Below are 14405 nucleotides of genomic sequence, written 5' to 3' on the forward strand. Positions count from 1 at the left end.
TCCTGCGCGTTACCAGCTACCGGAAGCGTCCAGCGTGCGGCTGGTCGCGGTTTTTTCAACTGAGGAGGCGATACGTTGCTGGAGCAACTGGAAGTAGCGCTGCTCATCGATTGGTAGCTCAACCCAGTCATCAGTCCAGGTAGAAAGGTGCATCGCATTGGAAAGCGTCAGGCCGCGAATGCCTTCCAGACCGGGGGCGATCAGCGGTTCGCCGTGCAGAATTGCGGCGGTGAAATTGCGGGTAATGACAAAGTGCTCGCTGCATTCTGGTTCGGTAGGGATTATCACCTCCCAGCATTCCGGCTCACCAAAACCGTTTTGCCAGCGCGCATTAAAGTCGGTTTCGGATTCCCGTAGTCTCCAGAAGCGCAATCGGCCTTCTTCCACCACGACTTTTCCCCGACTGCCGACAATTTCCAGGCGGTTTGTGCCGGGCGTTTCGGCGACGGTGGTGATAAACACGCCGGTCGCACCGTTGGCGTATTCCGCGTAGGCCGTGACGTCATCTTCAACTTCAATCTGGCGGTGCTTGCCAAACTGGCAAAAAGCGCGCAAGCGTACCGGCATGCCGACCAGCCATTGCCATAAATCGAGCTGGTGCGGATCCTGATTAAGCAGCACGCCGCCGCCTTCACCTTTCCAGGTCGCGCGCCAGCCGCCGGAGTTGTAATAGCTCTGCGAACGATACCAGTTGGTAATGATCCAGTTAGAGCGACGCAGTTCGCCGAGTTCGCCGCTGTCGATCAGATCTTTAACTTTCTGATACAGCGGATTGGGGCGCTGGTTGTACATCATGCTGAACACCACATCGCATTCGCGCGCGCAGGCATTCATCTCTTGTACCTGCGCGGTATAGACCCCGGCAGGCTTCTCGCACAGCGTATGGATGCCAAGGCGCATGGCCATCATCGATAAACCCGGATGGTCATAGTGCGGAGTGGCGACGATAACGGCGTCAATAAGCCCACTTTCCAGCATCTCACGCGCGTCGCTGAATAACGTCACCTCTTCACCGACCAGCCGTTGGATAGCCGCATGTTTATCAGGATTGTTATCACACACTGCGGTAAGCACTGCTTCGTGTACCGTTCCGGCCAGCAGGTAGCGCGCATGGACGGTACCAATGTTGCCAACCCCAATAATGCCAAAGCGTATTTTTTTCATGTCGTGCCTTTTTCATGAGAAATAAGGGATATGCGGAACATAAGAAACGCCTGGAATATCGACAATGTGATTTTGTGAGAACGGTTGCAGGATGAAAAAGAAGTTCATCCGGTCATTGAAAAAGTGTTTTAGAGTCAATGAACTACGTTTGCAAAAAATTGCAAAGATTGATTGCGAGTGAGGTCACAGAATGTCTGGCAAGCTAAAAATGGATGAAATTGCTGCCCTGACGGGGTACTCGGTGAGTACAGTGTCGAGGGTGCTTAGCGGGAAGTCATATACCAGCGATAAAGCGCGTGAGGCGATCGTCAGCTGCGCGCGCAGGCTGGGTGTTCTGGACTCGCTGTCCAGTGGACGACTGTTGATCAACGGCATTGCCGTTTTCGCTCCGTTGCGCACTTTCACCGCCCGTGGCGATGCGTTTTATCTTGAAGTCACGCGCGGAATTGCGGAGGCGATAGCGCCGCATGATGTCTATCTGAGTTACTGCGGGCTGGATGAGCAACGCGCGGACATCAAGGTCTTTCAGGAAAAGGCCAACAATAAGAATATCAATGCCATTATTCTTATCGGCATTGATGACCCGACCGTGCATAAACTGGCGCAACTGCTGGATAAACCCTGCGTGTTGATTAACTCGCAGGACAAAGAAGGGTTACTGGATGCGGTATCTCCCGATCATCGGGCGATTGGCAACCGTGCTGTGCAATACCTTTTTGATCAGGGGCATCGGCGTATTCTCCATGTCACCAGCCTGCGCCGGGAAACGATGTACTGGCGTCTGGAGGGCATTAAGGAGGTCTACAGACAGTATCAGATACCGTTTGATACCGGGCGCGATCTGCTGGTGACGGAAGGGTTTTCTGAGGATGAATCAGAGCGGGCTATAGGCAACTGGCTACGTGAAACGCCGCGTGAAGCATGGCCAGAGGTGATTTTCTGCGCCGGGGCGTCAATGTCGACGGGCATTCGGCGGATCCTGGAAAACGTTGGCGTGGAGATACCCGGTGAGCTGTCGCTGATGACGACGGATGTTCAGGAACTGGACGCGCATATCGTTGCCGCGGTAACCAGTATCACTATCCCCTGTCGGGCGCTGGGCGTGGAAGCGGTGCATTTGCTGCAGAACCGTCTTAATCGCCCCTCTGCGCCGGTATTTAACCTGTTGCTGAAGGGAAAGGTGACGGATCGGGGAACCGTCACCCACGCAACGCGCCATGCCGCGCGGGTGACGGTCGCTCGTTAATTGCGGATTAACGTTCTGGCGGCAGGCAAACGCCGATGCCACCAATTCCACAGTAGCCATATGGATTTTTGTGCAGGTACTGCTGGTGATCGTCCTCGGCATAGTAGAACGGGGTTGCCGTAGTGATTTCCGTTGTAATGGCGCGCTCGTCGCCTGCGGCGGTCATTGCTGCCTGAAAACGCGCAAGGCTCGCCTGTGCCGCGGCGGTTTGCTCTGGCGTTAACGGGTAAATGGCGGAGCGATACTGCGTACCCTGGTCGTTCCCCTGACGCATGCCCTGCGCCGGGTCGTGATTTTCCCAGAACACCTGCAGCAGTTGTTCGTAGCTGATAACATGCGGGTCATAGACAACGCGTACCGCTTCGGCGTGCCCGGTATCGCCGGAACAGACTTCGCGGTAGGTTGGATTAGGGGTGTAGCCGCCGGTGTATCCGGCTGCCGTGCTGTATACCCCGGGTAATGACCAGAATAAACGTTCAACGCCCCAGAAGCATCCCATGGCGAAATACGCTATTTCCATACCGTCGGGCACGTTGGTCATCGAATGTTGGTTAACCGCATGCAGCGTTGCCACTGGCATCGGGGTGTTGCGTCCAGGTAGGGCATCTGCTTGAGTAACAAGATGCTTTCTATCAAATAAACTCATGGCCGTTCTCCCGAAATCAGTCATTTGGGTTAAGGTTGTAACGAGACGCGTCTTTGCCCACAATAAACGGCGTGAATACGTCTAGAGTTAAACATAAGAAATATTTGGGTTGTCGTCTGTTTTTCAACTCTTATTGTTGATTTTTTGTTAAGCCGAGGAACGGCATAGTATTTTTTTCCAGGGGTGGAAAAAAGGATATTCAGGAGAAAATGTGCCACATATCCGTCAGTTATGTTGGGTGGGATTACTGTGCTTAAGTGGCTCCGCCGCCGCCGCGAATGTTCGCTTACAGGTCGAAGGATTATCAGGACCGCTGGAGAAAAACGTCCGTGCGCAGCTGTCCACGATTCAAAGTGATGAAGTCACTCCGGACCGACGCTTTCGTGCGCGCGTTGATGATGCCATCCGCGAAGGGCTAAAGGCGCTGGGCTACTTTGAGCCAACCATTGATTTCGAACTGCGTCCGCCGCCGGCGAAAGGACGTCAGGTGCTGATTGCCAAAGTGAATGCTGGCGAGCCGGTGCTGATTGGCGGCACCGAGGTGATTCTGCGCGGTGGCGCGCGTACGGACAAAGATTATCTCGATCTGCTGAAAACGCGGCCGGCAATTGGCACCGTGCTGAATCAGGGGGACTATGACAACTTCAAAAAGTCACTCACCAGCGTGGCGCTGCGCAAAGGCTATTTCGACAGTGAATTTAATAAAAGCCAGCTTGGCATAGCGCTTGAGCGCCGCCAGGCGTTCTGGGATATCGATTACAACAGCGGCGAACGCTATCGCTTTGGACATGTCACCTTTGAAGGTTCGCAAATTCGCGACGAGTACCTGCAAAATCTGGTGCCTTTTAAAGAAGGTGAAGAGTACGAGTCGAAAGATCTGGGCGAACTGAACCGTCGTCTGTCGGCGACCGGCTGGTTTAATTCTGTGGTCGTCGCGCCGGAATTTGATAAAGCCCGCAAAACCAAAGTGCTGCCGCTAAAAGGCGTGGTCTCGCCGCGAACCGAAAACACCATCGAAACCGGGGTCGGTTATTCAACTGACGTCGGGCCACGGGTAAAAACCTCGTGGAAAAAGCCGTGGATGAACTCCTATGGCCACAGCCTGACCACCAGCGCCAGTATCTCGGCGCCAGAGCAGGTTCTTGATTTCAGTTATAAAATGCCGTTGTTAAAGAACCCGCTGGAGCAGTATTACCTGGTGCAAGGGGGCTTTAAGCGTACCGATTTAAACGATACCGAGCAGGACTCCACGACGCTTGCGGTTTCCCGCTACTGGGATCTCTCCAGCGGCTGGCAGCGCGCGATTAACCTGCGCTGGAGCCTCGACCACTTTACCCAGGGTAACGTCACCAACACCACCATGCTGCTCTATCCAGGCGTGATGATTAGCCGGACGCGCTCGCGCGGTGGCCTGATGCCTGTGTGGGGCGATTCTCAGCGTTATTCTATTGATTACTCCAACACGGCCTGGGGTTCAGACGTTGATTTCTCCGTCTTCCAGGCGCAAAACGTCTGGATCCGCACGCTGTACGACAGGCACCGCTTTGTGATGCGCGGCAACCTCGGCTGGATTGAAACCGGCGACTTCGACAAAGTGCCGCCGGATCTGCGTTTCTTCGCCGGGGGCGATCGCAGCATTCGTGGTTACAAATACAAATCTATTTCGCCTGAAGGCAGCGACGGCAAGCTGAAAGGGGCCTCGAAGCTGGCGACCGGCTCGCTGGAATATCAGTACAACGTGACCGGAAAATGGTGGGGCGCAATGTTTGTCGATAGCGGTGAAGCGGTCAGCGATATCCGCAAAAGCGATTTCAAAACCGGCGCCGGGGTCGGCGTACGCTGGCAATCGCCGGTCGGTCCCATCAAGCTCGACTTTGCCGTTCCTGTCGGCGACAAAGATGAACATGGTTTACAGTTTTACATCGGTCTGGGGCCTGAATTATGAGTTTATGGAAGAAGATAAGCCTCGGCGTGCTGATTTTTATCCTGCTGCTGTTAGGCACGGTGGCGTTCCTCGTTGGCACCACCTCGGGCCTGCATCTGATCTTCAAAGCGGCTAATCGTTGGGTTCCGGGTCTGGAAATTGGTCAGGTCACCGGCGGCTGGCGGGATCTATCGCTCAAAAATATTCGTTACGACCAGCCTGGCGTGGCGGTGAATGCTGGTGAAGTGCATCTGGCCGTGGGGCTTAACTGCCTGTGGAACAGCAGCCTGTGCGTCAACGATCTGGCGCTGAAAAACATCAACGTGGCGATCGACAGCAAAAAGATGCCGCCCTCAGAGCCGGTTGAAGAAGAAGAGAGTGGTCCGCTCAACCTTTCCACGCCTTACCCAATCACGCTTTCGCGCGTGGCGCTTAACAACATCAACATCAAAATCGATGACACCACGGTTTCGGTGCTGGATTTTACCTCCGGCCTGAACTGGCAGGAAAAAACGCTGACGCTGAAGCCAACGTCATTACAGGGGCTGCTGATTGCCCTGCCTAAAGTGGCCGAAGTGGCGCAGGAAGAGGTCGTCGAACCGAAGATTCAAAACCCGCAGCCGGATGAAAAACCGCTCGGCGAAATGCTAAAAGATCTGTTCTCAAAACCGGTGCTGCCGGAAATGACCGATGTCCATCTGCCGCTCAATCTCAACATTGAAGAGTTTCGTGGCGAGCAGTTGCGCGTGACCGGGGATACAGATTTAACGGTACATAACATGCTGCTGAAAGTGAGCAGCATTGACGGCAACATGAAGCTTGATGCGCTGGATATCGACTCGAATCAGGGAACGGTAAAAGCCAGCGGCACGGCGCAACTCACCGACACATGGCCGGTTGATATTACGTTAAACAGCACACTCAACATCGACCCGTTAAAAGGTGAAAAGGTGAAGCTGAAGGTCGGCGGCGCGCTGCGTGAACAGCTGGAAGTCGGCGTCAATTTGTCTGGTCCGGTGGATATGGACCTGCGGGCGCAGACGCGTCTGGCAGAAGCCGGATTGCCGCTCAACATTGAGGTGGTGAGTAAGCAGATTTACTGGCCGTTTACCGGCGACAAACAGTTCCAGGCCGATGACATCAAGCTCAAACTAACCGGCAAGATGACAGACTATACGCTGTCGATGCGTACCGCCGTGAAAGGGCAGGATATTCCTCCGGCTACCATCACGCTGGACGCCAAAGGCAACGAACAGCAGATTAATCTCGACAAACTCAGCATTGCGGCGCTGGAAGGAAAAACCGAGCTGAAAGCGCTGGTGGACTGGCAGCAGGCGATCAGCTGGCGCGGCGAGTTAACGCTGGATGGTATCAATACCGCGAAAGCGATCCCGGACTGGCCGTCAAAACTGAATGGCCTGGTGAAAACGCGCGGCAGTCTGTACGGCGGAAGCTGGCAGATGGAGGTTCCGGAGCTGAAGCTGACCGGCAACGTGAAGCAGAACAAGGTCAATGTGAACGGTTCGCTGAAGGGGAACAGCTACCTGCAGTGGACGATCCCTGGCCTGCATCTGGAACTGGGACGCAACAGTGCGGACGTGAAAGGGGAACTGGGGGTCAAAGACCTCAATCTCGACGCGACGATTGATGCGCCGAGCCTGGATAACGCGCTACCGGGATTAGGCGGGACGGCGAAAGGGCTGGTAAAAGTTCGCGGTACGGTTGAAGCGCCACAGCTGCTGGCGGATATCACCGCCCGCGGTCTGCGCTGGCAGGCGCTTTCCGTCGCTCAGGTACGTGTCGAAGGCGACGTGAAATCGGCCGAGCAAATCGCGGGTAATCTCAACGTTCGCGTAGAGCGGATTGAACAACCTGACGTGAATATTGGTCTGGTGACGCTCAACGCCAAAGGCAGTGAAAAGCAGCATGAGCTGCAGTTGCGCATTCAGGGTGAGCCGGTTTCCGGTCAACTGGACCTTGCCGGGAGCTTTGATCGCAAAGAACAGCGCTGGAAAGGGGCGTTAAGCAATACTCGCTTCCAGACGCCGGTCGGTCCGTGGTCGCTCAACCGTGCTATCGCGCTGGATTATCGCAACCAGGAACAGAAAATCAGCATTGGGCCGCACTGCTGGAACAACCCGAATGCGGAACTGTGCGTACCGCAAACCATTGATGCCGGCGCATCGGGACGCGCGGTGGTGAACCTTAACCGCTTCGACCTGGCGATGTTAAAACCGTTTATGCCGGATACAACCCAGGCCAGCGGCGTGTTCACTGGCAAAGCTGATGTGAGCTGGGACACCACTAAAGAGGGGCTGCCACAGGGGCAGGTCACGCTTTCCGGACGCAACGTGAAGGTCACGCAAAGCGTAAACGATGCGCCGCTCCCTGTGGCGTTTGAAACGCTGAATCTGACCGCCGACCTGCATAATAACCGTGCCGAGCTGGGCTGGCTGATTCGCCTGACCAACAACGGGCAGTTTGACGGTCAGGTGCAGGTAACGGATCCGCAAGGACGTCGTAGCCTGGGCGGTAACGTCAATATCCGCAACTTCAATCTGGCGATGGTGAACCCCATTTTCTCGCGCGGCGAAAAAGCGGCTGGGACGATCAACGCCAACCTGCGTCTGGGCGGCGATGTGCAAAGCCCGCAACTGCTCGGACAGCTGCAACTGAGCGGTCTGGATATCGACGGTAACTTTATGCCGTTTGACATGCAGCCAAGCCAGTTAGCCGTTAACTTCACCGGAACACGCTCCACGCTGGCGGGCGTGGTGCGCACGCAGCAGGGAGAAATCAATCTGAGCGGTGACGCCGACTGGAGTCAAATAGACAACTGGCGGGCGCGCGTCGCGGCTAAAGGCAGCAGGGTACGTATTACCGTACCGCCGATGGTCCGCCTGGACGTATCGCCGGACGTGGTCTTTGAAGCCACGCCAAGCCTGTTTACTCTCGATGGCAACGTGGATGTGCCGTGGGCGCGTATCGTCGTACACGACCTGCCGGAGAGCGCGGTTGGGGTTTCCAGCGATATGGTCATGCTTAACAACAATCTGCAGCCGGAGAAACCGCAGACAGCCGGCATTCCGATCAACAGTAACCTGAACATCCACGTTGGTAACAACGTGCGTATTGACGCCTTTGGTCTGAAAGCGCGTCTGACGGGCGATCTGAAAGTGGTGCAGGATAAGCAAGGGCTGGGGCTGAACGGACAGATAAATATTCCGAGCGGGCGCTTCCATGCCTATGGTCAGGATCTGATTGTGCGTAAGGGCGAGCTGTTGTTCTCCGGTCCGCCGGATCAGCCGTTACTCAATATCGAGGCAATTCGTAACCCGGATGCCACCGAAGACGACGTGATCGCTGGCGTTCGCGTCACCGGTACAGCCGATGAACCGAAGGCGGAGATCTTCTCTGACCCGGCAATGTCGCAGCAAATGGCGCTTTCCTACCTGTTACGCGGACAAGGACTTGATAGCGAACAGAGCGACAGCGCGGCGATGACCTCAATGCTTATTGGTCTGGGGGTTGCACAAAGTGGTCAGGTTGTGGGTAAAATCGGGGAGACATTTGGCGTAAGCAATCTGGCACTGGACACGCAAGGGGTGGGCGACTCATCTCAGGTGGTTGTCAGCGGATACGTACTGCCAGGTCTGCAGGTGAAATATGGTGTGGGTATATTTGACTCCTTAGCGACACTCACGCTACGTTATCGCCTGATGCCTAAGCTATATCTGGAAGCAGTGTCTGGCGTAGATCAGGCACTTGATTTGCTCTATCAGTTCGAGTTTTAGCAATGCGAATATTTGTTTACGGCAGTTTACGAACCAAACAAGGCAACAGCCACTGGATGACCAATGCCCTGTTGCTGGGAAATTTCAGTATCGACAACTACCAGTTGTACAGCCTGGGCCACTATCCAGGCGCCGTTCCGGGAAATGGGACAGTACACGGGGAAGTTTATCGTATTGATAACGCCACGCTGGCAGAGCTTGACGCTCTGCGTACCCGCGGCGGTGAATACGCACGCCAGTTAATTCAAACGCCGTACGGAAGTGCATGGATGTACGTGTACCAACGTCCGGTTGATGGCTTAACGCTGATTGAAAGCGGTAACTGGTTAGACAGAGACCAGTACTGATATATCGCCTACGAGAATAAACAACGCCGCCTTCGGGTGGCGTTGTTTATTAAAGGCTTAAAACTCCACGCGCGCGCCGAGGTTATAGCGGCGTCCTTCTACCTGCGCGGATTCATTCCACGCGGTTGTCAGTTTCGGATCCTCATCCAGCACGTTGTAGACCCCTGCCATCAGTTGCGTGTGCTTATTGAGCTTATAACGTACGCCTACGTCGACCATCGTGTAGTCATCGTACTTATAGTTATTGCCGCTGTTGCGGTTACTACTGCGATAATTCACCGTACTCCATACGTCCAGGTTCTGCGTTGCCGCCCAGTTCAGCGACAGGTTCGCCATATGGCGCGGATAATCATTGAGCGCGTAGCCTTTGTTCACGCCGCTTTTCTGTTCGCTGTGGTTCCAGGTGTAGTTAGCGTTGGCTTTCACATCGGCGCTAATCTGCCAGTCGGCATTAAGTTCTATGCCGTAAACGTCCGCCTTGCTAACGTTGAAGTATTTACTGACGGAATCGGCTTTGTAGCCATTCACGGAGCACTGATTCGTCGACGTGGTTTCGCAAATAGTTTGTTCGGCAATTTTGTCTTTGAACTGGGTGTAGAAGACGGTGCTATCCAGCGACAGCGCATCCCCCGTCCAGTAGAGGCCCAGCTCAGAGTTAACGCTTTGTTCAGGTTTCAGGTCGTCGTTACCGACTGTCAGGAAGGGATAAGGTACGGTCGAGCCATATGGGGTGACGAAGTTACTGGATGTCGCACGCAGCTCTGGTTTTTTATAGCCTGCGGAAACGCCGCCCTTCAGCGCCCAGTCATTGCTGAAGGCCCAGTTACCGTACATTTTCGGCGTGATATGCGTGCCAAAGTTATCATCCTGATCCATACGGGCTGAAGTGGTCAGGATGAAATCGTCAATGCTCCAGCCGTCTTCAGCAAACAATGCCCAACCGTTACGGCTGATTTTGGTCACGGGCTCAGATCCGGGCAGCGTTTTGTTGGCCACATCAAATCTGTCATTCAGCTCTTCACGGGTAAAATTCGCCCCAACGGTCAGTTTATGGTTGTCGAGCGTGAAGGTAGTTTGCGAATTGGCGACGTAGTTCTCCATCTGCACATACTGCGGCGACTGTCCGTCATAAACGTACTTCGAACGGCCTTTTTCATAATTTATGTAGTTGGTCGTCGCGATGGTGTCGTCTGCATACCAGCCGGTATGCGTCAGAGTGGCGGCATTACGATCGAACAGCCATGACCACGGTGCGCCGCGTTTCTGAGTACGGTTTTTCTCCTGCTCACCGGTGACCACGTTGAGATCAAACAGGTTATTTTCGCTGGCGGCCAGGCCCAGCGTCATATCAACGGATTTACGGTTGTGTTTGCCGAAATAGTTATTGCGATCGTCATCGCGACGGTCGAGCCAGTCGGCCGCCACGCTAAGGCCCAGAACATCGGGCACAATCGGCCCCATGGTGAACAGATTCATCTGGCTGGTATTACCCAAATACTGGTGTTCCTGAAGCCAGGTATTGGCGGCGATTGCCGTTGTCCACTCTTTTGCGCCGTACGGTTTTTTGGTAATAACGTTGACCACACCGCCGATGGCATCTGAGCCGTACAGCGAGGACATTGGCCCGCGGATAACTTCGATACGCTCAATGGCCTCCATTGGCGGTAAGAAGTTGGCTTCAGTACCGATATCATGTCCGTAAGGACGAGATTCACCGGTATTTTGTTTGACGCTGTTGACCATAAAAGCGGTATAAGAAGGGTCCATGCCGCGGATCATAATGCTGCCAGCGTTCATGCCGCTGCTGTTGGTAACCGAGACGCCGGGAAGGTTTTTAATCGCTTCACCAATGCTACGGTCCGGCTGAATATCCAGCGTTTTACGATCGATAACGGAAATGGTGGCCGGCGCTTCGCGCTTTTGCTGCGAGAACCCGGATGCGGTGATCACCATTTCATCTTCATTATTGCGTGAGGTTTCGGTGAGTTCTTCTGCCTGAGTGGGGAAAATAACACCACCTGAGAATGCAACGATCCCTGTCAGCGTAATAAGTTGACGCGTTTTCATAATATAAGACACCTGAAAAGTAAAAAAATAAAAGCATCACCTTGCAACCCGGAAAAGCTGCAAGGTGTAAGAAGCGTTTTTAATTATTAATATTTAGAGAGATCGATTTTCAGTACGTAGTCGGGCTTCACTCCGGTCATTTTTTCCGGCTGTTTGACGCTGACATACAGGGTGTTGGCATCAGCCGAGAGCGCCAGGCTGTTAGGTAGGGCATTGGTTTCAATGCTTTGTTTTACCTGATAAGTCTTGCTGTCCACAATGCTGATGCGCTTTGCATTACGGTGGGTGATATAAACTTCCTGGCGTTTTTCGTTATATATCACCGCCAGCGAATTGATAACTTTAATGGGTGCAATAACCTTACCGTTATTAATATCAACAACCAGTACATCCGCTAAATCAGGATCGGTCAGGAATGCGCGATTATTTTTTGCATCCAAAGCAATATTCAGGAAAAAATGTTTTTTGCCTGGCTCAATGCTGAAACGGCTAATAATTTGATGGTTGGTGGTATCCAGTGTAATAAGTTCGTTACGGCCATTTACGACATACAGACGGTTCTTATTTGCATCGACGGCCATGCCTGTCGGGTACTGGCCCATGTTTTCAAGGGTGGCGATTTTCTCACGCTTTTGCGTATCCACTACCCAGACAATCCCCTTTTCAGCCACGCCGGAAACGTACAGGCGGTGATGCTGTTTATCGAGCACCATTTCACGGGTATGGATAATATCTTTTGGATTTTTGGCTTCGCTCAGTTGCAGTATCGCCAGCTCTTTACCGCTGCGGGTGTCGATTAGCGTGACTGAACCTTCCAGCGTGTTGCCCACGTACAGCACCTGGCTTTCTTCATCCAGGGCAGTGGCAAAGGCACGACGGCTGGTTTCGATGACTTCAGTCGTCGTGAGCTTCTCCAGGTCAAGTTTGTAGATAAGCCCGCGGGTTTTATCTTTATCGAACGACGGCGAGGAGGCGGCAAAAAGCGCATTCTGCTGGCTATCAACCGCCAGTTCATACACGCCGTTGCCAACGTCGCGGGTCAGAAAATCTTTCTCAGGTAGCGTCTGCGCCACACTGGACAGGCTGGTAAATAACAGTGCTGTGGCGAGCGCCACGCAGGAATAGCGTTTCAGGGACTTCACATTGTGGAGGTTCATTGACTTTTATTCACATTTATTTACATGCTGAAGATGATAATGAGATCTAATCTCATTCGCAATTAAGATAAATGAAATGTGACTACCCAATCTGGTAGGTCAAAAAGAAAACAGCGAAGGGGAGGTGAAAAGAAAGTAGGAATAAAAAAACCCTTACTAACCAGAGGCTGGCGTTCAGGGCTATACGCTAACGCGAACTTACTTCTTCGCGCGCTCGAAGGAAGCAACGATTTCAGCTTTAGCAGCTTCAGCGTTGTCCCAACCGTCAACTTTTACCCATTTTCCCGCTTCGAGATCTTTGTAGTGCTCGAAGAAGTGGGTGATCTGCGCTTTCAGCAGGTCCGGCAGGTCGTTAACATCTTTGATGTGATCGTATTCTTTGCTCAGCTTGGTGTGCGGTACCGCAACCAGTTTCGCATCTTCACCGGATTCGTCAGTCATTTTCAGTACGCCAACCGGACGGCAGCGGATCACTGAACCTGGCTCCAGCGGGTACGGAGTCGGGACCAGAACGTCAACCGGGTCACCGTCCAGAGACAGGGTGTGGTTGATGTAACCGTAGTTGCACGGATAGAACATCGCGGTGGACATGAAGCGGTCAACGAACAGGGCGCCGCTCTCTTTGTCAACTTCGTATTTGATCGGATCTGCGTTGGCAGGGATCTCGATAACAACGTAGATATCTTCCGGCAGGTCTTTACCGGCAGGGACGTTGAGTAAGCTCATGTCTGTTTCCTTTAAATAAGCTATGGCAAACAAGTGGCGGGTATTATAGCCAACTCGCGCTGAATGTCTCCGCTTGTTTTCGCTTTCTCTGCGCGCATTTTCTTCTTTTTACTTCTCTGTAGTGACAGAAAAATCCATATCTTCAGCCGCATTTTTCATAGCTAGATGAAAGCGATTACAAAGTTGTGATTAACGTTTTATTTACTTTTTTGAAGTGTGATGTAACGCAATCCGTTACATGCTCAATTGTCTATAGTTTTTTCGCAACGGTTAATTAACCAACAATAATCACCCTACGAGGACGCACTTATGTGGAAGCGCTTACTTTTAGTCACAGCAGTTTCGGCAGCCATGTCGTCTATGGCAATGGCAGCCCCTTTAACCGTAGGATTTTCGCAGGTTGGCTCTGAATCCGGCTGGCGCGCCGCAGAAACCAACGTCGCGAAAAGCGAGGCCGAAAAGCGTGGTATTACGCTGAAAATCGCTGACGGCCAGCAAAAGCAGGAAAACCAGATTAAAGCAGTCCGCTCATTTGTTGCGCAGGGCGTCGACGCCATCTTTATTGCGCCGGTCGTGGCAACGGGTTGGGAGCCGGTTTTAAAAGAAGCTAAAGATGCCGACATTCCGGTCTTTTTGCTCGATCGTTCCATCGATGTAAAAGACAAATCTCTCTATATGACCACCGTCACCGCCGACAACGTGCTGGAAGGTAAATTGATCGGTGACTGGCTGATTAAACAAGTGGACGGCAAGCCGTGTAACGTCGTTGAGCTGCAAGGGACCGTCGGGGCCAGCGTGGCTATCGATCGTAAAAAAGGGTTTGCTGAAGCTATCGCTAATGCGCCAAACATCAAAATTATCCGCTCTCAGTCCGGCGACTTTACCCGCAGTAAAGGGAAAGAAGTGATGGAGAGCTTTATCAAAGCGGAAAACAACGGCAAGAACATCTGCATGGTTTACGCCCATAACGATGACATGGTGATCGGTGCGATTCAGGCCATCAAAGAAGCGGGCCTGAAACCTGGCAAAGATATTCTCACCGGTTCCATCGATGGCGTACCGGATATCTACAAAGCGATGATTGACGGCGAAGCCAACGCCAGCGTCGAGCTGACGCCGAATATGGCTGGTCCGGCATTCGACGCGCTGGAGAAATTCAAAAAAGACGGCACGATGCCTGAGAAGCTGACCATTACCAAGTCGATCCTCTATCTGCCGGATACGGCGAAAGAAGAGTTAGAGAAGAAGAAAAACATGGGCTACTAAGCCTTCATGAAAATGCCGGGTGCGCTGCGCTTGCCCGGCCTACATTACGCTCTTTTGTAGGCCGGATA

Annotated in this window: 10 protein-coding genes; 5 read left to right on the top strand and 5 right to left on the bottom strand. The window is 53.1% G+C overall.

Translation table 11 applies throughout. The features are described from left to right. Positions 1–9: 9 nt before the first annotated feature. Positions 10–1164, bottom strand: coding sequence for a Gfo/Idh/MocA family oxidoreductase (locus tag LA337_01870; GenBank protein ID UBI16471.1), 1155 nt, complete (start codon positions 1162–1164; stop codon positions 10–12). A gap of 190 nt (positions 1165–1354) precedes the next feature. On the opposite strand from LA337_01870, the gene LA337_01875 reads away from it, so the two are divergent. Beyond that, positions 1355–2410 (top strand): LacI family transcriptional regulator, encoded by a 1056-nt coding sequence (locus LA337_01875; GenBank protein ID UBI16472.1) that lies wholly within the window; start codon positions 1355–1357, stop codon positions 2408–2410. Between the two features lie 7 nt (positions 2411–2417). Here the strand turns inward: LA337_01875 and msrA are convergent, their stop codons facing one another. Further along, positions 2418–3056, bottom strand: a complete 639-nt coding sequence (gene msrA, locus LA337_01880) for a peptide-methionine (S)-S-oxide reductase MsrA (GenBank protein UBI16473.1) — start codon at positions 3054–3056, stop codon at positions 2418–2420. 211 nt (positions 3057–3267) lie between these two features. Here msrA and tamA point away from each other — a divergent pair, with 211 nt between their 5' ends. From tamA to LA337_01895, 3 genes are read left to right on the top strand one after another with little or no spacing between them, the layout of a single operon-like run. Further along, complete coding sequence (gene tamA, locus LA337_01885; GenBank protein UBI16474.1) at positions 3268–5001, top strand: autotransporter assembly complex protein TamA; 1734 nt, start codon at positions 3268–3270, stop codon at positions 4999–5001. Next, positions 4998–8774, top strand: a complete 3777-nt coding sequence (gene tamB, locus LA337_01890) for an autotransporter assembly complex protein TamB (protein ID UBI16475.1) — start codon at positions 4998–5000, stop codon at positions 8772–8774. Before tamA ends, tamB begins: the two co-directional genes overlap by 4 nt. A 2-nt stretch (positions 8775–8776) precedes the next feature. Next, positions 8777–9121, top strand: coding sequence for a gamma-glutamylcyclotransferase (locus LA337_01895; protein UBI16476.1), 345 nt, complete (start codon positions 8777–8779; stop codon positions 9119–9121). Between the two features lie 57 nt (positions 9122–9178). Here LA337_01895 and LA337_01900 read toward each other — a convergent pair whose 3' ends face one another. From LA337_01900 to ppa, 3 genes are all read right to left on the bottom strand, one after another. After that, on the bottom strand, positions 9179–11188 hold the full coding sequence (locus LA337_01900) for a TonB-dependent receptor (protein ID UBI16477.1): 2010 nt from the start codon (positions 11186–11188) through the stop codon (positions 9179–9181). 86 nt (positions 11189–11274) lie between these two features. Further along, positions 11275–12345 (bottom strand): YncE family protein, encoded by a 1071-nt coding sequence (locus LA337_01905; protein ID UBI16478.1) that lies wholly within the window; start codon positions 12343–12345, stop codon positions 11275–11277. Between the two features lie 198 nt (positions 12346–12543). Beyond that, positions 12544–13071, bottom strand: a complete 528-nt coding sequence (gene ppa / locus LA337_01910; GenBank protein ID UBI16479.1) for an inorganic diphosphatase — start codon at positions 13069–13071, stop codon at positions 12544–12546. A gap of 309 nt (positions 13072–13380) precedes the next feature. On the opposite strand from ppa, the gene ytfQ reads away from it, so the two are divergent. Continuing rightward, positions 13381–14337, top strand: coding sequence for a galactofuranose ABC transporter substrate-binding protein YtfQ (gene ytfQ / locus LA337_01915; GenBank protein UBI16480.1), 957 nt, complete (start codon positions 13381–13383; stop codon positions 14335–14337). The last annotated feature ends 68 nt before the right edge of the window (positions 14338–14405 follow it).

Source organism: Citrobacter europaeus (genome assembly GCA_020099315.1).
Taxonomy (GTDB): Bacteria; Pseudomonadota; Gammaproteobacteria; order Enterobacterales; family Enterobacteriaceae; genus Citrobacter; species Citrobacter europaeus.

Bases quoted from the DNA above. Each gene is read 5' to 3' on its own strand.
- LA337_01870 (UBI16471.1), bottom strand. From the start codon at position 1,164: ATGAAAAAAATACGCTTTGGCATTATTGGGGTTGGCAACATTGGTACC.
- LA337_01875 (UBI16472.1), top strand. From the start codon at position 1,355: ATGTCTGGCAAGCTAAAAATGGATGAAATTGCTGCCCTGACGGGGTAC.
- msrA (UBI16473.1), bottom strand. From the start codon at position 3,056: ATGAGTTTATTTGATAGAAAGCATCTTGTTACTCAAGCAGATGCCCTA.
- tamB (UBI16475.1), top strand. From the start codon at position 4,998: ATGAGTTTATGGAAGAAGATAAGCCTCGGCGTGCTGATTTTTATCCTG.
- LA337_01895 (UBI16476.1), top strand. From the start codon at position 8,777: ATGCGAATATTTGTTTACGGCAGTTTACGAACCAAACAAGGCAACAGC.
- LA337_01900 (UBI16477.1), bottom strand. From the start codon at position 11,188: ATGAAAACGCGTCAACTTATTACGCTGACAGGGATCGTTGCATTCTCA.
- LA337_01905 (UBI16478.1), bottom strand. From the start codon at position 12,345: ATGAACCTCCACAATGTGAAGTCCCTGAAACGCTATTCCTGCGTGGCG.
- ppa (UBI16479.1), bottom strand. From the start codon at position 13,071: ATGAGCTTACTCAACGTCCCTGCCGGTAAAGACCTGCCGGAAGATATC.
- ytfQ (UBI16480.1), top strand. From the start codon at position 13,381: ATGTGGAAGCGCTTACTTTTAGTCACAGCAGTTTCGGCAGCCATGTCG.